This window comes from Brakhagea slesvicensis (genome assembly GCF_052161625.1).
GTDB lineage: Bacteria > Planctomycetota > Planctomycetia > Pirellulales > Pirellulaceae > JBKCUI01.
In genome coordinates, this window is record NZ_CP197412.1 from 3,343,206 (window position 1) to 3,367,087 (window position 23,882).

18 protein-coding genes and 1 tRNA gene are annotated in these 23,882 nt (G+C 55.3%); 7 read left to right on the forward strand and 12 right to left on the reverse strand.

Annotation, left to right across the window (positions count from 1 at the left end):
• Nucleotides 1-28 precede the first annotated feature (28 nt).
• Both SH467x_RS12650 and SH467x_RS12655 read left to right on the forward strand, forming a co-directional pair.
• Nucleotides 29-1,351, forward strand: a complete 1,323-nt coding sequence (locus tag SH467x_RS12650) for an MFS transporter (RefSeq protein WP_482367476.1) — start codon at nucleotides 29-31, stop codon at nucleotides 1,349-1,351.
• A gap of 192 nt (nucleotides 1,352-1,543) precedes the next feature.
• On the forward strand, nucleotides 1,544-1,846 hold the full coding sequence (locus SH467x_RS12655) for a hypothetical protein (protein ID WP_482367477.1): 303 nt from the start codon (nucleotides 1,544-1,546) through the stop codon (nucleotides 1,844-1,846).
• Between the two features lie 94 nt (nucleotides 1,847-1,940).
• Here the strand turns inward: SH467x_RS12655 and SH467x_RS12660 are convergent, their stop codons facing one another.
• The 6 genes from SH467x_RS12660 to SH467x_RS12685 form a co-directional block, all read right to left on the reverse strand.
• On the reverse strand, nucleotides 1,941-4,112 hold the full coding sequence (locus tag SH467x_RS12660) for a BatA domain-containing protein (RefSeq protein ID WP_482367478.1): 2,172 nt from the start codon (nucleotides 4,110-4,112) through the stop codon (nucleotides 1,941-1,943).
• Entirely contained in the window at nucleotides 4,109-5,059 is a 951-nt protein-coding gene (locus SH467x_RS12665) for a DUF58 domain-containing protein (RefSeq protein ID WP_482367479.1), read from the reverse strand. The genes SH467x_RS12660 and SH467x_RS12665 overlap by 4 nt, the downstream gene beginning before the upstream one ends.
• A gap of 125 nt (nucleotides 5,060-5,184) precedes the next feature.
• A complete protein-coding gene (gene radC, locus SH467x_RS12670) occupies nucleotides 5,185-6,129 on the reverse strand; it encodes a RadC family protein (protein ID WP_482367480.1) in 945 nt (314 codons plus the stop codon).
• A gap of 173 nt (nucleotides 6,130-6,302) precedes the next feature.
• A complete protein-coding gene (locus tag SH467x_RS12675) occupies nucleotides 6,303-6,860 on the reverse strand; it encodes a septation protein SpoVG family protein (protein WP_482367481.1) in 558 nt (185 codons plus the stop codon).
• Between the two features lie 37 nt (nucleotides 6,861-6,897).
• Nucleotides 6,898-7,926, reverse strand: a complete 1,029-nt coding sequence (gene ispE, locus SH467x_RS12680; RefSeq protein ID WP_482367482.1) for a 4-(cytidine 5'-diphospho)-2-C-methyl-D-erythritol kinase — start codon at nucleotides 7,924-7,926, stop codon at nucleotides 6,898-6,900.
• A gap of 15 nt (nucleotides 7,927-7,941) precedes the next feature.
• A complete protein-coding gene (locus SH467x_RS12685) occupies nucleotides 7,942-8,316 on the reverse strand; it encodes a rhodanese-like domain-containing protein (RefSeq protein WP_482367483.1) in 375 nt (124 codons plus the stop codon).
• Between the two features lie 199 nt (nucleotides 8,317-8,515).
• On the opposite strand from SH467x_RS12685, the gene SH467x_RS12690 reads away from it, so the two are divergent.
• Together SH467x_RS12690 and SH467x_RS12695 are read left to right on the forward strand one after the other, a co-directional pair.
• Nucleotides 8,516-8,764, forward strand: coding sequence for a hypothetical protein (locus SH467x_RS12690; protein WP_482367484.1), 249 nt, complete (start codon nucleotides 8,516-8,518; stop codon nucleotides 8,762-8,764).
• 270 nt (nucleotides 8,765-9,034) lie between these two features.
• The gene (locus SH467x_RS12695; RefSeq protein ID WP_146678209.1) at nucleotides 9,035-9,817 is read left to right on the forward strand and encodes a FliA/WhiG family RNA polymerase sigma factor; all 783 of its coding nucleotides are present in this window, start codon (nucleotides 9,035-9,037) and stop codon (nucleotides 9,815-9,817) included.
• 158 nt (nucleotides 9,818-9,975) lie between these two features.
• Here the strand turns inward: SH467x_RS12695 and SH467x_RS12700 are convergent, their stop codons facing one another.
• Nucleotides 9,976-10,836 (reverse strand): fumarylacetoacetate hydrolase family protein, encoded by an 861-nt coding sequence (locus SH467x_RS12700; protein ID WP_482367485.1) that lies wholly within the window; start codon nucleotides 10,834-10,836, stop codon nucleotides 9,976-9,978.
• Nucleotides 10,837-10,895: 59 nt separating this feature from the next.
• Nucleotides 10,896-11,438, reverse strand: a complete 543-nt coding sequence (infC, locus tag SH467x_RS12705; RefSeq protein ID WP_482371371.1) for a translation initiation factor IF-3 — start codon at nucleotides 11,436-11,438, stop codon at nucleotides 10,896-10,898.
• 279 nt (nucleotides 11,439-11,717) lie between these two features.
• Between infC and SH467x_RS12710 the strand changes: the two genes are divergently transcribed.
• A tRNA-Lys gene (locus tag SH467x_RS12710) sits at nucleotides 11,718-11,790 on the forward strand.
• Between the two features lie 1,651 nt (nucleotides 11,791-13,441).
• Here the strand turns inward: SH467x_RS12710 and SH467x_RS12715 are convergent.
• The 3 genes from SH467x_RS12715 to nadA are packed head-to-tail and all read right to left on the reverse strand — an operon-like array spanning nucleotide 13,442 to nucleotide 19,652.
• Nucleotides 13,442-17,326: a hydantoinase B/oxoprolinase family protein gene (locus tag SH467x_RS12715; RefSeq protein ID WP_482367486.1), complete on the reverse strand. Its 3,885-nt coding sequence runs from the start codon at nucleotides 17,324-17,326 to the stop codon at nucleotides 13,442-13,444.
• On the reverse strand, nucleotides 17,323-18,564 hold the full coding sequence (hemW, locus tag SH467x_RS12720; RefSeq protein ID WP_482367487.1) for a radical SAM family heme chaperone HemW: 1,242 nt from the start codon (nucleotides 18,562-18,564) through the stop codon (nucleotides 17,323-17,325). Before hemW ends, SH467x_RS12715 begins: the two co-directional genes overlap by 4 nt.
• Complete coding sequence (gene nadA / locus SH467x_RS12725) at nucleotides 18,522-19,652, reverse strand: quinolinate synthase NadA (RefSeq protein ID WP_482367488.1); 1,131 nt, start codon at nucleotides 19,650-19,652, stop codon at nucleotides 18,522-18,524. Before nadA ends, hemW begins: the two co-directional genes overlap by 43 nt.
• Before the next feature lie 175 nt (nucleotides 19,653-19,827).
• Between nadA and SH467x_RS12730 the strand changes: the two genes are divergently transcribed.
• A complete protein-coding gene (locus SH467x_RS12730) occupies nucleotides 19,828-20,169 on the forward strand; it encodes a FliM/FliN family flagellar motor switch protein (RefSeq protein WP_482367489.1) in 342 nt (113 codons plus the stop codon).
• 49 nt (nucleotides 20,170-20,218) lie between these two features.
• Nucleotides 20,219-21,166 carry a GDP-L-fucose synthase family protein gene (locus SH467x_RS12735; protein ID WP_482367490.1) on the forward strand — a complete coding sequence of 316 codons (948 nt, stop codon included), beginning with the start codon at nucleotides 20,219-20,221 and terminating at the stop codon, nucleotides 21,164-21,166.
• A gap of 68 nt (nucleotides 21,167-21,234) precedes the next feature.
• Here SH467x_RS12735 and SH467x_RS12740 read toward each other — a convergent pair whose 3' ends face one another.
• Nucleotides 21,235-23,718 (reverse strand): hypothetical protein, encoded by a 2,484-nt coding sequence (locus SH467x_RS12740; protein WP_482367491.1) that lies wholly within the window; start codon nucleotides 23,716-23,718, stop codon nucleotides 21,235-21,237.
• Nucleotides 23,719-23,882 lie beyond the last annotated feature (164 nt).

A 23,882-nucleotide genomic window follows, 5' to 3' on the forward strand; every position in this document is an offset into this window, starting at 1 on the left:
TCATTCTGGCATGAGAAGGCTGATATCGATGGATGACGCGACGACGGATGGATCCCGGCAAAAGGGTGGGTCCGCAAATAGATTCTCGGGACAGCAGTGGGGAATCCTCTTAGTTCTCGCTGCTATTCAGTTTACACACATCCTGGACTTCGTGATTGTGATGCCCCTCGGGGACCAATTGCGTCGGCAATTGCACATCAACCCGCAGCAGTTTGGGATGATTGTGTCTGCGTATGGAATCGCTGCGATGGTGACTGGGATTTTGAGTTCCGCCATCGTCGATTCCTTTGATCGAAAGAAGGTCCTGGTCATTTCGTTTGGCTGTTTCGTTGCGGCGACCTTCTATTGCGGATTAGCGCCCGGCTACGAACATCTACTCGCAGCGCGAAGCTTGACAGGAATGTTCGGGGGGCTCGCTGCCTCCAGTGTGATGGCGATCATCGGGGATGTCTTTGCCGATCGTCAGAGAGGCAAAGCGATCGGTGTGGTGACTTCGTCCTTTGCAGTCGCATCGATCGTCGGGCTGCCGATCGGACTGGGGCTAGCTATTCTGTTTCGGCAATGGAATGCACCCTTTTTAGGGATCGGAGTTCTCGCGGTCATCGTTTGGGGGGTGGCGTGGGTCTTTCTTCCGGCATTAACATCCCATCGCACCGAAGTTCGACACGCGCCGATTTCACAGTTTGTGAATGTCGTCAAGGAACCGAACCATGTCTGGGCTTTCGCGATGATGCTCACAACAGTGCTGGGTACGTTCACCATTGTTCCATTCATCGCGCCCTACCTCCAGGCGAATTGCGGTCGGTCGGCCGAAGATTTACCAGTCATCTATTCCGTGGCAGGTATGTTCACGTTGGTGTCGCTCAACGTCATCGGATGGGCGACGGACCGGTTCGGCGCCAAGCCCATGTTTTTGGTTTGTGCGATAGGTGCGGTTTTCATGACGTTGATGATCACCCATCTCCCCCGTGTCTCGCTGGGGGGAGCGGTTGTGGCGACCAGTTGCTTCATGGTGCTCGCAAGCGGACGGAGTGTCCCTGCCCAAGCGATGATGCTTCAAGCGTCGAATCCGAGGCTCCGAGGTGCCTTTATGAATCTCAATTCGGCCGTAACCCATTTCGGGACGGCGATCGGGCCTGCCATCACCGGTGCGATCGTGGGTGAGGATACCGCGGGTGGACCGTTGACCCATTTTGGTCTAGCAGGGGGCATTGCCGCCATGTTCGGGTGCGCTGCGGTCGCCATTTCTTTCAAGCTCAAAAGGTTCGCAGAACCGCTAGAAATCGCCAGACAACCGTTTCCTGTTGAGAGTGCCTCCGAATCAGAAGCTCGAAATTCGATGTCTTCTTGATCACCCGATCAGAATTGAACTTGCACAATCCCGTTTCATAACACAAATTTCCTATAGCCCCATTCCTACGCTCTACCCACGCACTGCGCCCATTGGTGTCGCGCCCATTGGTATTCCGCCTACTGGTATGCGCCCACACGTATTGTTCGTTGAGTTGCAACCACGACCTGACGGCGCCGGAGGAGAAAAACGGTGAACGGATTGGAACGGATCGCTTTGGAATTCGGGCGACAAAAACAATTACCATCTCGCACGCGCGAGCAGGACGACGAGATGGATAATGGCGAACTGGCCATGGCTGCGACGGTTTACGCGACGCCGTCCGATCGTCGAATGTTCGATACCTTTGGCATTCCGAAGGATTGGCCTTGGTCTCTGGATGCCTGGGAACCTGAAACCAACGACCGCGTCGCTGAGCTTGCCAAAGCAGGTGCACTTCTTGCGGCGGAAATCGATCGCATTCTGCGAGCCCGAGGAGATGCTGAGGCGGGATGAGGCAATGGGGCCCGATGAGGCAATGGGGCTTGAGGACCGATTGAAAAATGCCTCCCTGTCCAGGCTTGCTACCGATCGTCTGTTTCTGACCGACTCAGCCTTCCGCAGTGCGCCGTCGAAGACTCCATAGGGACTCCAATCCAATCAGCCCCAGCACGCAGCAGAGGAGCCAGCGCCAGCTGCTCTGGCTCGATTCCAGTTCCACCGCTCGCAATTGCCTCTGCTGCCCCTCGCTTCGCTCTCCATCCCCCGGTTCGGAAAGTGGTGCTCCGGTTTGAGCCATACGCTGTATGTCATGTTGCGTTACTTCGGATTCTGATTCGGCGACATTCACCGCGATTTCGCTTTGCGTTTCCCCGGCACCCGTGATTCGATACAGCCCAGGCTCTTTTGCAATCCACTCGATCTCGCTGCTCGACTCTGCTACCTCGGTGCTGCCGCTTGTAACGTTCAGCAATATTGACGCGGCTGGAATTCGGATCGATTCACCCACTAGCATTTGGTTGGCATAGTTTGCGGCTGGGAGGGAAGCTTCGACTCGGTTGACCATGATCGGAACGAACTTGCTCGATAACGCTAGCTGGCTTTCGATCGGCTGCCAGCCAGCTGCAAATACGGTCCAGCTCCCAGTTCCCAATTTCCGTTCAAACATGGCAGGCATGCGATTGTCAAAGGAAGCGAAAACCTGCCACTTCTCCGGTTCTGATAGCACGACATCGCGATGTCTCCAAATACGGATCTTGGTGAAGTCATTGAATTTCGGGTCCGAAAGCGATCGAAAGAGATAACTTGAAAACTGAATCCTTTCGAGCATCGAATACTGCTTGACGGTCGCCTCGGTGATCTGGCCGATGGTCGCACCAAACGCTTGCTGATAAATGCCCCCCAAGTCGACAGCGGATTCCACTGCGGATTCCACTGCAGATTTCACTGCGGGCTGGTCCCAGACCCAAACCACATGCCCACCCGATTCCGCGAACGTCTTCAACCTCTTCAAATCTTGAACACTTGCCTGCGCCGAAGCAAATACCAACGTCGTATTCTTCCACTGTTCATCGTCGATCTCGTCGGTCGAGTCAACCCGTTTTAGGCTGACGTCGTACTTGGCATTTCCCAATGGAACTTGCTGGAGAAAGAAACTCAAGGATTCGGTTGGCTCGCTGCGTGATGCGTTACCGCGCGATGGCTCGATCGCGATGACGGATTTGGCAATCCTCTTCTTGGGTGCGAAATAGAATCGATTATCGAACGGCACGCTATCCCCTTGAAGCTCCAGGCAGACGGCGTTCTCCGGTATGGAGTTCAGTCGAACGATCTGCGATTTCCCCCGCAGTACCGTCGACTCTAATGTGGGGCTGTCTGCCAGGGCGTTCGATTTGGAATCGAGCCAAACCAGTTGAAACCGCTCGTCCTCGCTTTCACGCCCATTTGCGACCCGCGCACGAAATACCGCCGCATTGGCTCCCGGAATCAGGGCCGCTGCTTCAGACAGCTCAGGGTCCGATCGCACGTCGTCCTCAATCAATACGGCTCGCGCATTGCTGGCTTGCTTCACGCTCTGGGAAAGTATCACGGGATGAAATTGAGCGCCAGCAGGCCAAGCGATCGAGGTGAGTTGGTCGAGCTTCATCGATTGTTGAAAATCCGATATGACGACCAAATCGATCCGCTGGGGGGGGGATTCCGAGTCCTCTTCGCTGTCGACCTGCGAGGCGTCGAGCGCAGTTTGAATCGCTTGCCCGAGTTGTGCGGTGAACCAAGTCGGCTGCAGTCGATCGATCGCTTGGAGGGCCAAGGCCTGGCGCTGTCCCTCGCGAGTGTCTAGCGACTCGCTCGCAGAAACAAGCGGCTCTGTTCTCTCGTGAAAGGCGTAGACTGCGACGACATCTCCGGGAGAGGATTGGCGGATCCACTCCGAAGCTCGTGCTTTTGCTTCACTCCACATCCCATCGCGGCGCATGCTAGCGCTCGCATCGACGAGAATCACGCGTCGCATCCCGGATTGCAACGCGTTGGCTGCTTGAGGGGAATCCCAATAGGGACGCGAGAATGCCGCGGCGACAAGAAGCAATGCGGCAGCGCGCAAAAGCAGGAGGACCCAGTGGTCGATGCGCGAGCTTCGCGTCAAACGCGGCGGGGTAGGGTCCAAAAACATCAAACTGCTGAAGGTGACTTTTTCCTTCGGCCGACGTCGAACCAAGTGGAATAAAATAGGCGCGATGACCGCCAGGGCTGCCAACGCATAGAATGGGGAGAGGAAGTTCATCGGCTACCTCCCGGCGATGCCATGGCGCGCGAGGGGATCGCTCCACCGCTGCCGGTTCTCTGCTGTCGTTGGAGCAATTCCCACAGCGCCAACTCGATCGACTCTTCCGTTTCGAGCGAGAACCACCCAATTCCCAGCGTACCAGCGATCTCGCCCCATCGCTTTTGATGCTGCTCGAATCGGGCTGTGTACTGATTCTGCGCCTGCATCGCATCGACAAAGATCTCACGGCCCGATTCCAAGTCCTGCACCATCACGGGTTTGTCGAAGGACCATCGTTTTTCGGAGGGATCCAGGGTCTGCAACAACACGATCTCATGGCGCCGCGCGGCGAGAAATCCTAAGGCTTGTCGAAGAGGTTCGGGGGGGACTAAAAAATCGGAGATGATGACGATGAGGCTTCGGTGGCGAACGATTTCAGCCAGATGCTTCAGCGGTGCCTCCAAATCGGTCGCAGCGCCCGCCGATTCGCGGCTGAGCATGGTCAATATGCGTTTCATTTGCCCGGTGCGATAACGCGCAGGGAGCACATCGGCGATGGTTTGATCGAAGGTGATCAGTCCGACGGCGTCGCGCTGTTGATTCCAATAGTAGGCGAGCGTGGCTGCCAATGTTCGCGCGTAATTCAGTTTGGAATAGCCCACCGTTCCGTGCCGCATCGATTGGCTTTGATCGACCACCAGATAGCAGCGTCGATTGGTCTCGTCTTCAAATTTCTTGATGTAATAGCGATCGCTGCGAGCGAAGAGTTTCCAGTCGATGGTACGCGGATCGTCTCCTTCGCTAAAAGGGCGATACTCGCTGAACTCCACCGAAAACCCGTGTCGCGGCGAACGATGCAATCCGCTGTGAAATCCATCGACGATTCGCTTAGCTCGCCACTGCAGATTATCCATCCGCATGATGGCTGCCATGTCGATCCAGCCCACCGATGTTTCCTGATTCATTGCAACGCTCTCGTTAGGCGTGGAAGTCCTGGACGCGAACCGACCAATCTACAGGTTGCGCCAGGCAAAAGCAACGAAACGCACTTGCGATGCGACCGCAATAGAAGGATTCAACCAAAGCGGGTTCAGCCCGCGAGCACACTGCGGCCTCGTTCTTTGGCAACAACAATATGGTCGAGGACTCGAATACCGATCAGTTCCCCCGCTTGACTCAAACGATCCGTCACCGCACGATCTTCTCGGCTCGGTGTGGGATCGCCCGAGGGATGGTTATGAACCAGTAGGATGGCCGAAGCGCTATCGCGAATCGCTGCTCGAAAGACTTCGCGCGGATGGACCAAACTGGCATCGAGCGTGCCGGTAGTAATGTGATGGGTTCGGATCGGTCCGAGCTGCGTATCGAGGGTCACGATGTGAAACTCCTCTTGCTTGCCATCGATCGCCAATCGGTAAAAGGCCTTCATGCAGTATTGAATAGCATCCTCCGATCCGCGAATACGGACGGGGGTTTTGGTGTTCTGATCTCGCAACATCGCAATGCGGCGGCCTAACTCCACTCCTGCCATGATCTGGGCGTAGCTATCCTTGCGAATGGCTTTACTGATAAGACGCAATTCGGACAGACTGGCATCGGGCAATCCCGATAGCGCCTCATCCGCAAATTGGTTGGCTATACGACGTCCTGCCTGGACAGCCGAGTCACCTGGCACTCCGACCCGGATCAAAATGGCGAGGAGTTGGCCGATGGTCAGCGAACTGGGGCCATGAAGAATTAGTTGCTCGCGCGGGCGATCCTGCTCGGGGGATTGTTTTACTTGATCCCCGTACACTTGCTGATTCACCCATTGGTCGGGATCCAAAGGCTTGGATTTCGACCAGCGGTAAACCTCTTGGCGTTCTTCTTGGAATCGGTCCAAGTGCCCAGCTTGCGCGAGCTGCTTGAGGATGCGCGTGACATAGGCTGGAGCCGCGTCGCTGCATTGCAGCTTCGCGGTAGTTGGGGAGAACTCCTCCAGTTGCTGGATGACATAGAGGATGGAACGAAGGCGGCGTGTTCTGTCGTGATTCACCCGAGTGGTCCTTGCAATAGAAGGCGTGCGCAAAGGGCTCCCCGCAGCAAGGTCTATGCGTGAACCGATGGGTAGGGGCTAGAAGCGAGCGTGCGGTGGAGCCTTACCCAAAGAAACGATTGATCGAAGCCATCATAGCGAAAGTCGACAGTGGATGGTGGTTTTGGCAGCGATTAGCCTTCAAAGATCCCGTCGCCGAAGTGTTTTTTGTCCTGGTGTTTGGAACTGGAGGATGGCGGCCGATCCAACATGTGGGGCTTTGGGATGCTGTGACCCCCTATGGATCCCTCGTTTCCTTCGGGACCGCTGTCGGCGTACTCGTCGTCGTACCTGGATTTGTACCCCGGTAGTTTGGCTCGTTCCAGTTCGAGCATATACTCACCGATGACCGAGCTTTGAATAAGGTCCCTGCAAGCTTGATTGATGGGGTGAGCGATGTCTGCGTAGAGTTTGTTGGGGTTTCCGCCTTCGACGTCGCGCAGATCCTGTGGGCCGCGAAGCCGTCCGCCGCACTGGTTGCAATACTGGCTGCGCAGATGATTCTTGTTGCCGCAGCGGCCGCATCGAGCGGACATCTTCCGGCTCGGCATTGCAACAAATGGACCGTTGGTTCCTTCGATGATTTTCAAATCACGGATCACGAAACACTGATCGATCGTAATCGAACAGAAGGCGCGGAGCCGATCCTCGGAATCCTCCATCAACTTGATTCGAACCTCGGTGATTTCCATCGTTTCCCGCACTCCATTCTCGACCAACAACGACTCGCTATGGGGATCGCCCCGCTGCGATCTGCGTGAACCCCTTTGGATGTGGCTGGCGCCATGGTCGCACTGCGTAAGCACGAACGGCACACTGACTCTGCAATTCTCTAGCTACTCTCTCGGCTTGCTCCCAGCTTCGGCACAAGCAAAATCGGGCCGAACCGCTCCCGGATAAGGCTTGACCGAACTGATCATAACGATCAATCCATCTACCCGCACGCGAAATCCAGTCGGTGACCTGGTTCGCTGGGTACTCCAAGGCATTGTAAAGCTCTTTGCCGACTTCCATTTCATTATTGCATGATAGCGCTTGGATAAGCTTTGCGGGCGAACGCCTCTCTGTTCCTACTACGCGTACTTTCGAAAAGACTTCCGCAGTTCCACAGCCAACCGGGGGGTGGGCGAGCACGATCGACCAGTCTGATAGATTCCCCGGTAAAGGCTCGATCTGCTCGCCTCGCCCGCCGCATCGCGCTATCCAAAAGTCATCCTGATTGGCTCCCTCCAAAAAGAAATTGATGTCGCTGCCAAGCTCCCTTGCGCAGTGCAGCACTTGCTCCCATCCTCGAGACATCGCATCTGCCGATGGGGACAACGCCAGAAATGCGAGCCAGAGTGCTGCCGCGGCATCGGCACTTCCACCCCCCAACCCTGCCATCGAAGGAATCCGCTTGTGCAGATGAATCGATCCGCCGAGGGACTTGGGGGCTCCGTGATCGCTAGCGAACGACTCGACACTTAGGCGATCGACGAGTAACCGCATGGCGCGAATGACCAGATTGCGATCGTCGCCAGGTATCTTCCAGGCTGGATCGGTGTCGCTGAGAGGTTGGTCATCTTCCAAAGTCACATTGAGCCGAAATGCACCAGATCGGTCAGGGAGGAAAGTGAGTTCATCGCATAGGGAGACCGCGAGCATCACGGTGTCCAAGTCGTGGTAGCCGTCGGAACGCTTCCCGAGCACTTCGAGAAAGAGATTGATCTTGCACGGTACGGTGACCTTGTAGCCACCCCCGTAGGATTCGACACGCATGGGCAGAAGTTTCCGTTACTTGGTAGTTGGGTAACCGGCGTCGGTCCAACCTCGCCATCCCCCATCCACGCTGGTCACATTGGTGTAGCCCATCTTCGCCAGGTTGTCGGCGGCCAAGGCGGATCGAAAGCCTCCACCGCAGTAGAGAAGTATCGGAGCATGAATGTCGGGAATCGTCGCCTCGATATCCCTTTCAATAATCCCTTTGCCTAAATGGACTGCTCCGGGAATATGTCCAGCTGCGAACTCGCTTTCTTCTCGTACGTCGATCAAGTGAAGGGAGTCCCGGGCGTCGATCTTCTGTTTGAGATCGTCGACGGTGCATTCATGAACGCTTGGACGGATGCTCTCCACCAATGCGAGAAACCGGGGTGCATGTTGCTTGGCCATAGAAATCGACGCTGCTCCAAGTGGATTTGGTAAGGAAGCTAAACCGTAACAGTGGCCATTCGACCGAATCTTGATTTTTTTCGCAACGGGCTGAAGAACCGGACCATCCGCTGCCGATACTCCTTTTACGGGTCTCGTGTCTCACGTCGTTTCACTACGACGCGAGAGGTCGCTCGAGGTGTCCCCTTTGGAGGTCAACATGGGTCGTGCATATGCCGCTTGCTTGGGGTGCTTGGCGCTCGCAAGCTGTATTGGCTATGGACTGCTGATGTCGGCTCCCGCAGAGGACATCTTGGTTCGGGGGATTTCCATGCTTTTTGTCTTTGCGGCAATCGGATGGGTCGTTGGGAAAACGGCCGAGACGATCGTCAGGCAAAGCATCGAGTGGAACTACCGGGCTACGATCGAGCGGCTGCGTCAAAGAAATTCAGGTGCGTCGAGCGAGTAAATCGCATGGGATGGGTAATTCAGCGAAGGCAGAGAATTGGGTCACCAAATCTTTGGTTAACTGACGTAGAACTCGCCAAGGCAACTCGGTAGAGTCCCCATCCGCGAGACGCACCTCGACGAATTGACGTTCGCGACGACCTTGAACGCTTCCCGGCAGGATGCTCGGTTGCGTTCCCCAGCAAAAGGTTGGGCAATTGGTCTTACGAATCAAACGAGACAGACTCGAAAGCGTCTCGATTAACTTGCCATAGCAATCACGGAGGATCGGATGGCGACCACTGTAGCATCGAATATCGACATTGCGGACGTTTGGAATAAATTCAAAGCGGATCCAAGCAATGTGGATTTGAGAAATATTCTCATCGAACGCTACATGCCTCTCGTACGTTTCAACGGCGAACGTCTCCGAGCTAAGCTTCCCGAGGGAGTCGAGCTGGACGATCTGATCAGCGCTGGGATCTTTGGCCTCATGGATGCCATCGATGCCTTTGACATGGAACGAGGCGTGAAGTTCGAAACCTACTGCGTTCCCCGTATCCGCGGCGCGATGCTCGACGAACTCCGAACGATGGACTGGGTTCCGCGGTTGGTGCGGAGCAAGGCGAGCAAGCTAAACGAAGCCACCAAATTGCTCGAAGCCAAATATGGCCGTGCCCCAACCACCCACGAGCTCTCGGCATACATGGGAATCTCCATCGACGAGCTGGAGAAGATGAAGAGCGATGCAGCCGCTGTCGGATTGGTTTCACTTAACAAGAAGTGGTACGAAACCGATAGCTACAAGGATGTGCGCGAAATCGACGTCCTCGAAGATAAACGGAGCGAAGACCCCACCCGCCGCATCAGCAAGAGCGATTTGATGCGATTGGTGACCAAGGGGCTGAATCGCAACGAACGTCTCATCATCATCCTCTACTACTACGAGGAACTGACGATGAAGGAAATCGGTGCAACGCTCGACTTGAGCGAAAGCCGCGTCAGCCAAATGCACACGAGCATCGTTCAGCGATTGCAGGAACAACTGGGCCGGCGTCGCGTCGAAATGGGCTAAGACCCGAGGGGTGTTGCCAGGAAGACAAGATCTTCAAGAATGCATTTTCAGGCCGCAGGAGCAACACCTGCGGTTTTTTTTTCTCGGTCCCCGGTGCAACGGTTAGTTAACAAGCTGCGGTTGGCTTACCGGCAGGGGGGCATACTGGCAACGGCTGTCTACTGACCTTGGATGACCGGATTGCTAAGGATTCCGACGGATTCGATTTCGATTTCGACCACATCCCCTTCGCGTAGAAAGCGAGGTGGAGTGCGAGCCATGCCGACTCCGGGTGGTGTGCCGGTGTAGATGACGTCTCCTGGGTCCAACGTCATGACTTGGGAAATGTACGAGACCAACTGAGCGGGTTGGAAGATGAGCTCTTGGGTCGTCGAGTCTTGCATTGTTTCGCCGTTGATGCGGCATTGGATGCGAAGACGGCTGGTGTCTGGAACTTCATCTGCAGTGACAATCGCAGGTCCAAGCGGTGCGAAGGTGTCGAAGGACTTTCCAAGAAACCATTGCTTGCCAGGTTTCCCTTTTTGCCAATCGCGGGCCGATACATCGTGTCCCACCGAGTAGCCAAAAATGCCAGCCGTGGCGTCGGCCTCGCTCACTGATTTCATGGTTTGTCCGATGACCAGCACAAGTTCGGCTTCGAAGTCCACTTCGTTGCTGACAGGGGGCAATACGATCGGAGCGTCTGGGCCGATCATAGAGGTCGGCATCTTGCAGAAAACAATCGGCTCGTCTGGAATCGGAGCCTTGGTTTCGATGGCATGGTCTCGATAGTTGAGGCCGATGCACAGAATCTTGCGAGGGGTATCGATGGGGCAGAGCACCCGCAGCGGCTGTTCGCTGGTCCCCAGTTTCTTTGCCAAACTTTGAATACGCGGAAGATAAGTCTTCCACTTGGCAATCAATTCGACCGTCGAGAGAGGAAGCGTCGGGTCGGCGAGCGTGAGGTCCTGAATTCCGTACTGAACCTGCAAACCCCAGCCGATGGACTCATCGGGCCGGGAGAAACGAACAAGCCGCATAACTAACCATCCATCTCTACGACAAAACGAACACCAAACATCCTACTTGCCAAAAGACTCTACTTGGGCGCAACCATAGCAATCATCTTCTTGCCTTGTTGCAACGGGGGTTGCTCGATCTTGGAGTACTCCGCCAGTTCCTGCAGAACACTTTCCATGACGCGGCGTCCTTCATCGACGTGCGCCATTTCGCGTCCCCGGAAGATCACCGAAACTTGCACTTTGTCTTTGTGCTTCAAAAACCCGATGGCTTGGCGAATCTTGGTTTCCACGTCGTGGTCCCCTGTCTTCGGTCTCAAACGAATTTCTTTGGTCTTCGTTTGGTGGGTCTTTCCCCCCGCTTTCTTGCTCTTCTCGTATTTGTATTTACCGAAGTCCATGATTCGGCACACGGGTGGCTTCTCGTTAGGAGCCACTTCGACAAGATCCAAACCGGCGTCGCGAGCCCGATTGAGTGCTTCGTCGGTCGGGATCACACCGTACTGGGTGCCGTCGGGACCGATAACCCGCACTGGAGAAATACGGATCTGATTGTTGACTCGCGTTTGAATACGTTCTCTTTCGATTGCAAAAACCCTCGCACCAGGACATGAAAATGGGATCGCTCGATTCGTGGGTGAACCAAGCGACCAGGAAGCCGACGCAGTCTTTTTTGCCGCACCGGCGCAGATTGCCTAAAGTATCTCCAAACATCGTGGCTGCGGTCAACAGAACTTTAGAGATTTTACGAGTTGTTCAGATATTCTGGCCTTTACCTGGACGGCTGGATTATCGGAAAGGGCACGGCGGCTCCCCCTCCGCGATTGCTGGGAAGAGGTCTTGCAAGCCACGGAAAGCCGGCTAAAACTACGCATCTGCATCCGAAAATGCAGTGTGCCATTGCCCTTGTAGCTCAGTTGGTAGAGCAGATGACTCTTAATCATCGGGTCCAAGGTTCGAGTCCTTGCGGGGGCACTCCAAACAACCAATCAGGCCGGGATTTCCCGGCCTTTTTCGTTTTTAGGCGGAGTGGTGGGGGCGAGGGTGGGGCGGGACGGAATTTCTCGCTACGGCGCTACGTCGCAAAGAAGAGAACCGGATGCAAGAGAAGGCGATGATTCAACTACTCGGTATCCACTCCGCGATCCTCCGCTCCCTCCGCGGTTGATTCACCACGGAATTCAAACAGTAGCAGCACGATTGATAAGCTCTGGGAAGGGGGCTGGACGGGCGACATCACCAATCGGCGTGAGAAGAGTTAACCGCGGAGATTGCGGAGAAGCGCGGAGGGAAGAGGATTGGGGATCCGTGCAATCACAGGAAGATCCGCGATGAGACCGAATGAAGGGGAGGCAAAGATAAGGGGCTAAGTCGAATTCGATCAGGCTAGACTCTCCATCCCCGACACTCCTCGTCAGAGTCCCAACTCAATCCCTGGCGAGCTACTCTCTTCGGATCCAGGCCAGTGAAGAATTTCTCGCTACGGCGCTACGTCGCAAAGAAGAGACCCGGATGAAAGGGAAGGCGATCATTCAACTACTCGGTATCCACTCCGCGATCCTCCGCGGTTGATTCACCAAATGGATTTCTCCATCGATGATAAAGTAGCCTTGCATACCTCAAGCGACTGAAATTCGCCCGTTGGATCCTTGCCAGAATTCAACATGTAGCTTTGCTACGATTTGCACTTGGCTGTGTCGTTCACGCTGCTTGCTCATAAGTAAGTCCTATCGCCTCGACCTGAGGCTCTAGGCTTCTTGTAACACATGGACCGACCAGCCTGGCTGGGGTTTCTTGCGTTCGCTTGCGGCGGGCTAAATTGGTACTGACACCGTTTTCTGGAATTGTCTATGGTTTGTTCACTTTTGGCGATTTTAGTGAAAACGTAGCGAATAAGAATGAGATTCGAAATGAAGTGTCGCGTTTTGAATAGTTGTTTCGTGGTGATCTTCCTTAGTTTCGTTACTTTAAATGCGACAGCTCAAGCTCCTTCGTCCAGACCGCTTGGCGACAAAACAATTGAACCGAATGCAGAATCTAAGTGGAGCGATTCCGTTTCCATGGGGATCCCTATCAAATCAATGGTCGTTATGAGCGAAAGAGGTGGGAAAATCCTTCTCGAGTGCGACAAGGAACAATTCGAAATACTCCAACATTTGGACAGACTGCAGTACTTTACGAAAACTGCCAAGATGGATGGCGTTAGGGGCGATGAGATAATAAGAGTTTTTGGGAAAAGCCTTTGTGGCGATAGTTCTTCTTTGCCCTCTGTGCTTCGACTGAAGAAGATTGATTCAGCCCCCGACGCAATTGAGTTTGAAATCAAGGTTCGATCTCGGCAAATAACCCGAGAAGACGAGAGTGGGCATGAACCGATCTTTTGGTATGCAACCCGAAGTGAAAAGTGGAGGATTAAAGGCTCCGAATTCGATATGGTGGCGAAATCTGAATGGAAGTTTTCAGACGGTAGCGTTGAACTCCCTCGCCCGTGAGCGAGACTTTCGCCAAATCTGATTCGACAGAGAGAATTGTGACCCAATAGATTTGTGTCACCTCCGCTGTCTAGATTGACCCTGTTTGCTTTCTCAGGCAAAGCCAATCGAATGTCCGCGTTTCCGAGAACCTATCACCTGTTCGGTCGAGAGGGGGGGCCGTAGGCGCCGCCGCCGGGGGTGAGGATGCGGATGGAGTCTCCCGCTTCCATGTCGAGTTGGGCGTTGCTCCCAAGGCGAATCGACTCGCCGTTGTATCGAATCCACCAATTCTCTCCAGTCATCCCTGCCGACCCACCGCCAAGGCCTTGCGGGGCATACTCCCCGCGTCGGCTTGTGACCAAACAGACGGTCAGCGGTTCCAAAGCCTTTACCTCACGCTCGATTCCGTTTCCTCCAGGTTGTTGGCCAGCACCACCACTTCCGTGGCGAATTCGAAATCGAACCAGCCGTACCGGATATCTCTTTTCCAAAATCTCGACGTCGGTCAGTCGAGTGTTGGTCATGTGGGTGTGAACCGCATTTTCACCAGGAGAGGACGGGGTCGCCCCTGCTCCCCCTCCGATCGTTTCGTAATAACCAAAGGACCGATTTCCAAAGAGGAAGTTGTTCATCGTCCCTTGGCTCGACGCCGCCAAACTGAGGGCGCCGAGCAAGCAGTCGACGACCCGCTGACTGGTTTCGACATTTCCACCTGCGACCGCTGGCCAATAGTCCCCTTCCAATGGGGGCGTCGCCGTCGCACCTGTACGGCCTCGCGATACGTCTGGTTGCTCGCGGCGGGCAGGGTTGAGGATTCCGCGTGGTATGAACAAATCGATGCACCGCATGACTCCCGAGTTCAGCGGAAGATCGTCTGCGATCGCACAACGAATGACATAAATAGTCGCTGCGGTGACGATGGCGGGATTGGCGTTGAGGTTGCCGAGCGACTCAGGACCTGTTCCGGTGAAATCGATGCGCAGACGCCGGCGTTGCTCCTGATCCATCGTCTTGGTGATACACACTGCGATCGGCGTTCCGTCGTCCATCCAATCCAAAAACCGCATCGGTTGCTCGCGCAACTGTGCAATCCAATGCTCCGTTTTTTGCTGCGATGCGGCTTGGATATCCTCCATGACTTGTTCCACCAAGGAAACGCCATAGCGCTGGGTTAACTCTTGTAGGGCTTCGCAGCCGTATTGGTTCGCGGCTTGCTGTGCTGCGATATCGGCCATGTTCTCTTCGACATTTCGGCTGGGCCATTCGGCTTCTCGAAGCAGGAGTTCGACATCGCCGCTGCGATCGATTCCGCCGTCGGTGATGCGCAGGGGTGGGATGAGAACACCTTCATGAGCCAAACATGTTGCGTTGGGAGCCATTGAACCGGGAGCGATACCGCCGATCTCGGCATGGTGCGCTCGGCAAGCGACAAAAAAATCTGGTCCTGCGTTCCTTCCGTCCCGATCTGCGAATACCGGGGTGATGACCGTTACGTCGGGCAAATGGGAACCCCCTCGATAGGGATCGTTGGTGATGAAGCAGTCGCCGATTTCCATATCGCGGAACTGATCACAGACGGCTTGGACTGTCGCGCTCATGGCCCCGAGATGGACCGGGACGTGGGGCGCGTTGGCGATCAGATCTCCTGAGCGGTTAAAAACGGCGCAGCTAAAGTCCTTGCGGTCCTTGACGTTGACGCTGATCGCTGTCTGTTCCAGAACGGTCCCCATCTGCGTTGCGATCGCGCTCAAACGTTGTGCAAAGACCTCTCTCAAGATCGGGTCGACCATTCGCTCGGTTCCATCTCCACCGATCGGCGAAATCGCGGGCCGTTGCTCAGGGATGTTGGTAGGGATGTTGGCAGGTTCCTGCTTGCGGATCAGCAGCGTATGGTCCGCTAGCACGGTTCCTCTCCAGCCGGAGTCGATGCATGTGGTGCTTCCTGAGGAAACCACGATCAAGGGACCTGCATAGGATTTTCCGATTTTCAAAGCATGGCGTTCGACCCACAGATCGCTTGTTGGAATCCAATCGTTCGCTTCCGCAGCAGGAATCGGATCAGGCTCGTGCAGGGGGCTTGATGCAATCGACGCATGGACAACCGCGATTTCGACATCTCGATTGGGGCGGTCGTATCCGAATCGCTTGCGATGTTCGTCCCGAAAAAGTTGTTCCAAAAGGGCAGGAGTCCAATTCGCTGCCGTCCAGCGCAAGGTGATAGTCCCTTCGGTTCCTGCAAACCTCGCTTCCATGCGGAGTTGGATGGTCCATTGGTCGCTGGCTCGAAACTCTGAGGCGATCAACAGGTTTTGAATCTTTTGAAACCAATCGGCATCCAAATTTTTAACCAGTTGATACACCGGAGTCGATTGGGTTTGTTGTTTGGATGCCAGGCCCATGCCAGCGGCGCTCAACAATCCGGCTTGCGGAGGATCCAGGATCGTGGTCATACCGAGCTGTTCGGCAATTTGGCAAATGTGTTGCCCGGCGGCTCCGCCAAAACAGACCAATGCGTGTTCGCGGGGGTCGGCTCCTTGTGAGATCGAAATGGTTCGGACCGCGCTCGCCATGTGTTCGTTGGCGATGGTTCGAAAGCCTTCGATCAGAGCCACTTCGCTCAAGGGGGATTGGGGACGGGTGGCGTTGAGTGTTTGGAGAACGTCCTGCAATGCGCGTCGGGCTGCTTGGACATCCAGCGGGAATGGGAATGCCTCCGGTCGGATTCGCTGGGCGAGGACATTCAAATCGGTGACGGTTAACGGCCCCCCTCGACCATAGCATGCGGGGCCTGGTTGGGATCCTGCGCTCTGAGGCCCGACTCGCAACTGAACGCCATCGAACCAGCAGATGCTCCCGCCGCCGGCGGCCACGGTGTGGATTCGAAGTGTAGGAGTCATCATTCGGACGCCCGCTTTGACGGTTTCGAATTCCAGGTCGAGTTCACCGTCCACACGGCAGACATCGGTACTGGTTCCTCCCATATCCAAGCCGACCAGTTGGGGGAAGCCATGTGATTTTCCGAGGGATTGGAGGGCAACCGCACCGCCAGCGGGACCAGAGAGAACGCTGTCCTTTCCTCGGTACTCGGATGCGCGGACCAACCCCCCTGAGCTAGTCATGACGAGGAGGTCGTCGGCATCGGTTTGTTGGAACTGCTCGCCAACGCGGAGCAAATAGGATTGGATGATCGGGGTGAGGTAGGCATCGAGCACGGTCGTCTCCCCTCGCGACACTGCTTTGATCATCGGAGCCACTTCGTGGCTCAGCACGGTGTGATGAAACCCGATTTCGTCCGCCAAACCTTTGATGAAGCGTTCGTGTTTGGGATTGAGATATGCGTGGATGAAACAGACAGCGAGGGTCCGGTAGCCTGCGTCGTAGGCTCGCCGCAATTCCCCGCGCGCCTGTTCCCGATCCAACGCGACGATTATGTTTCCGGCGGCATCCAGACGCTCCTCGATTTCGATCACTTGGTCGTAGAGCACAGGTCGTTTGCGAACCGATAATTCAAACAGAGACGGGCGTTCCTGGTAGCCGATGGCCAGCAGGTCTGCAAATCCAAGTGTGGTGACAAACAACGTCTTCTCACCCGTTCGGGTCAGCAACGCATTGGTTCCACGTGTCGTCCCCAGGCGAATGGAAAGGGGAGGAAGAGGCTCCGCAGGAGCGAGTCCGAGCAAAAGTCGAGTGGCCAGTACAGGAGCTTCGAGTCCGGTGCGAATTTCGACCGAATGCGCCTCGGCCGGGGGGGAGCACTTAAATTCTCCCCCGCGGTAATCGGAACAAATCGATTCACCGCAGCGACTCCCATGGCTGTCAAAAAAACAAAGAGTTGCACCCGACCAGAATCCATCGGGATCGGCATTTCTGCCGGATACCGCAATCCGCTGGTCGGCATCGCGGCGTACGATCGTGCCTTGTACCACTCCGTGGCTGAGCACTTTGATCGATTGGAGTTGGCCATCGGGGAAACGGACGATGCAGTCGGTGAAGGTTCCGCCCACATCGCACCAGACTTGGATTTTGGCGGGTTTCATTGCAAATATTCGCTCCACAAGCTGTCGCTCAGCATCAAACCTTTTCGGGTTAGTGCGATACGGTCCTCCACTTTTTGCATCCAGCCATGTTCGATGTGTCGACGGATGTTGCTATCGATGTGGGCGACGGATTCATTCGGACCTGATTTTTTCCATGAGTCCCATGGGACCCCTTGAAGTTGCCGCATGCCGAAGACAAACCGTTCTCGAAGCCGTTGGTCCTCGTTCAAGTCTTCCGACTCGTCAACAGGGCTCTTGTCCGACTCAAGCCGCTTCAGGTATTCCAGGGTGCTGCGATGGTTGACGCTGCGGCGGTTTCCGACGTAACGGGCTGCGCTGGGACCGAAGGCCCACCAAGGTCGACCCATCCAATAGGCTTGGTTGTGCACGCACTGCTCTCCCGGTTTGCAGAAGTTCGAGACTTCGTAATGGACAAATCCGGCGGCTGTCAGTCGATCGATGGCTTCCTCGTACATGTTCAGTTCGCAGTCCTCGGAAACCGGTGCGAGCATTCCTTTCTCACGAAGACTCCAGAACTTGGCCCCTTTCTCGTAGGTGAGGCCATAGGTGGAGACGTGGCCAATCTCTGTCGCGATCAATGCGTCGAGATCGCGGCACCAATCGTCGATGGATTCATCAGGTGCCCCGAAGATGAGGTCGACGGAAACGCGTGCAAAGTGCTCCTTGGCGATTGCGATGGCATGGCGCAATTGAGTTGGCGAATGATCCCGTTCCAGCCGCTGCAGTTTGGACGGTTGGAAGGATTGGCCGCCGATGCTGATGCGATCGATCCCATGTTGAACACAGCTCTGGCAGAACGCATGGGTGATGTCCAGCGGATTGGCTTCGATGGAGAACTCCGTCGACGGGGAGTCATGGATCCGTGCGACGTCAGCGTCTTGTGATATCGGGAGCCAACCGTGGAGGAGATCCAACAATCTCGAAAGCAATGGCAAGGGGAGGATGGATGGCGTCCCTCCTCCCAGGAAGATGGTTTGAACGGATCGAGGAACCTGCAACCCCTTCAGCTCTCGTTCGAGGGCCGTAAGAAACCGCTCGTACAAATCGCTTCGGTTGGCGAGGAGAGAAAAGTTGCAATAGCCGCATCGGTGGCGGCAAAATGGAATGTGGACGTAAGCCGCCGCGGGAAGTTCATCCCCCACATTCCAACCCCAAGTCTGCAGCGAATGGTTCACTACTTCACAGAAAGCATTCTCTCGAGAGCGATCAACGACCATCGCGACACATCCTCTTTGACTTGGATTTCGTTCACGATGGTTCCTGCAACCAGATTCTCCAAGCTCCAGCAGAGGTGTGGCAAGTCGATTCGATACATCGTTGCACACATGCAGACCAGCGGTGAGAGGAAGTGGATTTCTTGCTCGGGGTGTTCTTTTTTCAAGCGATTCACGAGGTGAAGTTCCGTGCCGATCGCCCATTTGGTACCCGCGGGGGCTTTGCGAACCGTTTCGATGATTTTGCTCGTGGAGCCGGAGATATCCGCGATGTCATTGACCTCTTGCGGGCACTCCGGGTGGACGAGGATTTGGATCCCCTCGATCCGTTTGCGGAAGGAATGAACGTGCTCCGCTTGGAACATTTGGTGTACCGAACAGTGTCCCTTCCAAAGAATGACGCGAGAGTTTTCGATTGCGTCTTTGCTGTTGCCACCTAAGGAATCTTCGTGCGGATTCCAAACCGGCATTTGCTCATTGGTGATTCCCATTTTGAGGGAGGTGTTTCGTCCCAAATGCTGATCCGGGAAAAAGAAGACTCGCTTGCGCCGTTGGAACGCCCATTCCAGCACCGCTTTCGCATTGCTGCTGGTGCAGACGATCCCGCCATGTTTGCCACAGAACGCCTTCAGGCTCGCGGCACTGTTGATGTAGGTGACGGGAGTGAGATCCTCGGTATCGATGACTTCTCCGAGTTGGTCCCAAGCCGCTTCGACTTGCCGGATGGCAGCCATGTCCGCCATGGAGCAGCCGGCCGCCAAATCGGGTAAGACGACTCGCACCCGGACGCCGGCCCGTTCGGTTATTTTTTCAGGTCGATTGGCGAGAATATCCGCTGTTTCGGCCATGAAGTGAACGCCGCAAAAGACGATGAAGCGGCATTCGGCGCTGTCGGCCGCCAGTTTGCTCAACTGATACGAGTCGCCGGTCAAATCGGCGTGCTCGATGACCTCATCCTGCTGGTAATGGTGTCCCAGAATCAGCAAACTGGATCCCAATGTTTCTTTGGCGGTGCGAATTCGCTCGCTCAAGTGTTCATTGCTCAGCTCTCGATAGGGAGCAAAAGGAAGGGGCTCGGTTGCGATCGTCATTATTTATTACAAACCACAGGTTGGGGGGCTGAACCCGTTCGGATCGTATCTCAGGGCGATCTCGAACATGCGACCAGTATAAGGAACTTTAAAAATTATCGCAGATCCGTTTTAGTTTCCCAGTCAGACAATCCGATAGGACAAAATCACAGTTCTGCGTATCTAGGCCAAAACCATGTCGACGGACACTCAACAACGGCATTCGACCACCAATCCTGCCAAAGTGGACTTTTGGAAGAGTCTGCTCCGGATCGACGCGAGCGTGGCGGTGACGCTGGCCTCGAAAGACCTCCAGGTCGAACGCATTCTCAGTCTCGTCCCGGGAATGATGATCCAATTCGACAAAGGCTGTGACGCTCCCCTGCTGGTCGAAGTCGACAATCAAAAGATCGCGGAGGGGGAGGTGGTCAAGGTGGGGGATAAGTTCGGTCTTCGCATCACGGAGATTCTCACCAGCGACGAACGCTGGATTCCGTTGGTGAAGGACAAGACAACTCCGAAGACTGATGTACACTAGAAGGCCTCGCCTCGGAGTTTGCTTCTCGTCACCCTCTTCACTGATTCTGATGATCCCTTCACCCATATTCGTTGCTGGACATCGTGGCATGGTGGGTGCGGCGGTCTGCCGTCGTCTAAGCCAGGAGCCCGGTGCCCAGGTCTTGACGCGCTCCAGGTCTGAATTGGATTTGTGCGACGAAGGGGCGGTGGCTCGCTTTTTCGAAAAAGAGAAGCCCGCCACGGTCATCTTTGCTTCGGCCAAGGTGGGAGGGATCCATGCCAACAAAACATTCCCTGTCGAGTTTCTCACCGATAACCTCCGCCAGGAATTAGCGACCATCCATGCCAGTTATCGGAACGGGGTGAAGCGATTTTTGTTCCTGGGTAGCACGTGTATCTACCCCAGACTCGCGAAGCAGCCGATTCGAGAGGATGAACTTCTGAGCAGCGCGTTGGAGCCGACCAATGAGGCGTATGCGCTCGCCAAAATCGCTGGCTTGAAGCTCTGTCAGTACTTTCGCCAGCAGTACGGAGTGTTGTACCACTCCGCGATGCCGACCAATTTGTATGGTCCCGGGGATAACTATCATCCCGACCATAGCCATGTTTTGCCCGGACTCATCCGCCGCTTTCACGAAGCAAAGCTGGCGGGGCTCCCCTCGGTCACCATTTGGGGAACAGGGCGACCTCTTCGAGAATTCCTCCATGTCGACGATTTGGCGGACGCGATCCTCCATTTATGCAAACTGGAGAATCCGCCTGACTGGGTCAATGTCGGCACCAGCGTCGACGTCAGCATTTTGCAGCTGGCCAAACTGGTTGCCGAGGCCGTGGGCTATGAAGGTGAGATCAACACCGATCCATCGAAACCGGATGGTACGCCTAGAAAGCTGACCGATACATCGCTGATCCGATCGACAGGATGGGCACCAAAGATCCCGCTCCACGAAGGATTGCAACGGACCTACCAAGATTTCCTTGCCGAATCGGAGGCAGGCACAATGCGATCTGTCTGAGCGATCTGTCTAACCTAGATCGCCCTGGCTCACTGCACAATCGCTCCAATGGGTGGAGCAATCGCGCGCTATTCCCCCGATGGGGGGTTCACACTCGGAGCGGCAGGAACGGGCTCGTTGGCACGTCCATTTTCAGGCGATCTTCCCATTCTTTTGATGTGCTGGATGCAATCGTATCCCCACAACCCCGCGACGATCAACGCTGCAATCATGCCGATGAACGGGGGATTCTTTTGGGTGCCATTGATGGAGAAGATGATGGCGGCGCACGCGATCGCAAGGGATACGATAGAGACTTTGAAAAGGATGGCGGAATTGTTCCGCTTCTTGTCGCTGTGCGAAATCGCGCGGCGTGCGTTCATGTTGGCCAATTCACGCAGCGCATCCAACTCGTTTTTCTTTTCCGGTATGGAATTGCGTGGTGTGAATTCGGAAGCAGATAGCATTCGTCGCGTGGTCGTGACCGGTTGCTCCTCCTCGGCGAGCGCAGGCTCTCGGGAAGCTCCTGTGAGTATCTCCATGCGAGAGCGTTGAGATTGTTTGCTCGACAGAGAAGGCATTTCGATAGGCGAATCCGCCCCCGTTTTCACACGTTGAAGAAGCTTCTGCATGTACGCTTCGATCGATTCGTCTTCAACGGTCTCTTCCTGCTCCTGTTCCCCTAGATCCATAAGCTCCGATGGGCCCACGAGCTCCGGCAGAGGCACTAAAGAATCCGAGACCGACTCGACGGATGGTTCATCGATCCCACTGCTGCCGTACTTGGCAAGGATCGCATCAGCGTCCAATCTAGGTGCCTCGCTAGGCTCCTCAACGAAGTCCAGATCGTTGGACTCCGTCGAATTCCAAGGCAAGCGAGGTTGGGAGAAACCTTCACTCGAAACAACCGAATCGTTGTCTAACTCTTCCTCGAAGTGATTCGTTGGACGCCATTCGGATGGGGGGTACTCACCGTCGACGTTCGGTCCATCGACTTGTTCATCCCCAGTTTGTGCATCCTGGATTGGTTCGTAATGCGATAAGACCGAATGAGGGAAAAGGGGTGTCACTTCTTCTGCGACCGCCGACTCTGGCTGACTTGCTTCTGCAATCAAGCGTCGCAACCGTTCGGAAAGGTCGTCGACATCCATATCGGAGTCTATGTTGGATTCGGGCTCCTGTTGATCTTCAAGAGACTCGTATCGGTCCGCTGCTTGCTCAATCGATTGATTCTCAGGCGATACCTGGTGCTCGTTTGCGATGAATTCTTGGTAGGGATACGAGAAGGAGGCGTCGGTGTCCTGCGCCTCGTCCTCTCCGCCTATGATGTAGCCATCCCCAACGTTCGAGTCATGAGGGAAATCTTGGTCATTGGAATCGGAAGGCTGAATTCTATCGTCGTAGATATGGCCGGGAGTCGCGTCATTCGGCTCGACCGGACCTGTTATGGCTTCTTGCTGGTGATCGTATTGTTCGTGGTGATTGTAGGTTGATGGAATGTGATCGGATGGCTGGGTAGCGTCCCAAGCATTCGGGACGGGAGGTTGAAAGTTCTGGATTTGGCCAAGAACGTATTCGTAGTTCTCCTGGGAGATCGCGGCTATCGCATCCAACCGTTGCGCGTTGTCGTCTGTTGTCGACGAGAGGCGATCCACTCTCAGCGAGATCTCCTCAAGCTGCCCTTCCATCTGTTGGAGACTGGCGAGCAAACGGGGATTGCCACTCTCTGGTTCTTGCTGTTGGTTCGGTTGCTGGGCCGAGAGCCGCTCCTGGACTCCCGCTGCAATCGACTCCATTTGATGACCGAGTGTCATCATTTGGCTTTCGAGATTTGCAAGATTGGTGGTGAGCGATTGGTTCCAAGCCGAGTCCCGATGCTCCAGTTGCGACTGGAGGGACTGCTGCAACTGCGAGGTGAGTTGTTGGCTCAGGTTCTGGATTTCTGTCTGGTAACGAGCGACCCATTCGTTCGCGCTCTGGGCTGCAGTGGATTGCACCGATTCGAGCGTGTGGTGGAGATGGTCAAGCGAAGCCTCGATCGCTTGGATTCTCGATTCGTATTGTTCCTCGATGCGCCCCATCCGCTCGATGGCGTGCTGAGTCGCTGCAGCTATCGGCGAAGGATTCTCGGGAACGCGAGGTTCAGTCGAACGGGAGACAGACTTTGGAGGGATCGAGACGGGATTGCGTTCGAAAAATTCCTCCGGCCGCATGACCGAGGCCAGCGATTTGGAGCAGCGGGCTGGAACAACGACAATCCGCCAACTTCCGATATTGAGTTCGGTTGGTTCGTCGATCAACCACTCTTTTACAAACCTGCCTGCAATCTGCGTCGGATACGGGGCCTTGAGAAGGGTAAATCGCTTCCCGAAAGTAAGGGTGGCGTGGCACAGTGCAGCGGGTTCTGGGAGACAGAGGGTCGACTCAGGGTGCGATCCGATCGTGCACTTGGGAGTCCGGATCGCGACTCGCCCTTCGATGCCTGTCTCTGTATCTCTCCAAAGAATCTCCCCAAGGCTCCAGTCTGCAGCATCGACCGACGAACTTCGTGTTGCTTGAGGTGTCATCTGCATGGGAGTGAATGGGAAAGGGAAAGAACCGACGGACCCATCCGGGTGTATCGACCGCATACCCAGGACCTTCTCCAGGAAATCTGGCCTAGGAGACAGGTTTTTAAGGAATCCCCAGGGATTTCGATTGGTGGGGAGGAAGTGGGAATGTCCAGTCAAGAGTCATC

Bases quoted from the DNA above. Each gene is read 5' to 3' on its own strand.
- SH467x_RS12715 (WP_482367486.1), bottom strand. From the start codon at position 17,326: ATGAAACCCGCCAAAATCCAAGTCTGGTGCGATGTGGGCGGAACCTTC.
- SH467x_RS12660 (WP_482367478.1), bottom strand. From the start codon at position 4,112: ATGAACTTCCTCTCCCCATTCTATGCGTTGGCAGCCCTGGCGGTCATC.
- SH467x_RS12730 (WP_482367489.1), top strand. From the start codon at position 19,828: ATGTCGACGGACACTCAACAACGGCATTCGACCACCAATCCTGCCAAA.
- SH467x_RS12675 (WP_482367481.1), bottom strand. From the start codon at position 6,860: ATGGAAATCACCGAGGTTCGAATCAAGTTGATGGAGGATTCCGAGGAT.
- hemW (WP_482367487.1), bottom strand. From the start codon at position 18,564: ATGGTCGTTGATCGCTCTCGAGAGAATGCTTTCTGTGAAGTAGTGAAC.
- nadA (WP_482367488.1), bottom strand. From the start codon at position 19,652: ATGACGATCGCAACCGAGCCCCTTCCTTTTGCTCCCTATCGAGAGCTG.
- SH467x_RS12700 (WP_482367485.1), bottom strand. From the start codon at position 10,836: ATGCGGCTTGTTCGTTTCTCCCGGCCCGATGAGTCCATCGGCTGGGGT.
- SH467x_RS12685 (WP_482367483.1), bottom strand. From the start codon at position 8,316: ATGGCCAAGCAACATGCACCCCGGTTTCTCGCATTGGTGGAGAGCATC.
- SH467x_RS12690 (WP_482367484.1), top strand. From the start codon at position 8,516: ATGGGTCGTGCATATGCCGCTTGCTTGGGGTGCTTGGCGCTCGCAAGC.
- SH467x_RS12740 (WP_482367491.1), bottom strand. From the start codon at position 23,718: ATGCAGATGACACCTCAAGCAACACGAAGTTCGTCGGTCGATGCTGCA.
- ispE (WP_482367482.1), bottom strand. From the start codon at position 7,926: ATGCGTGTCGAATCCTACGGGGGTGGCTACAAGGTCACCGTACCGTGC.
- SH467x_RS12735 (WP_482367490.1), top strand. From the start codon at position 20,219: ATGATCCCTTCACCCATATTCGTTGCTGGACATCGTGGCATGGTGGGT.
- SH467x_RS12650 (WP_482367476.1), top strand. From the start codon at position 29: ATGGATGACGCGACGACGGATGGATCCCGGCAAAAGGGTGGGTCCGCA.
- SH467x_RS12695 (WP_146678209.1), top strand. From the start codon at position 9,035: ATGGCGACCACTGTAGCATCGAATATCGACATTGCGGACGTTTGGAAT.
- SH467x_RS12665 (WP_482367479.1), bottom strand. From the start codon at position 5,059: ATGAATCAGGAAACATCGGTGGGCTGGATCGACATGGCAGCCATCATG.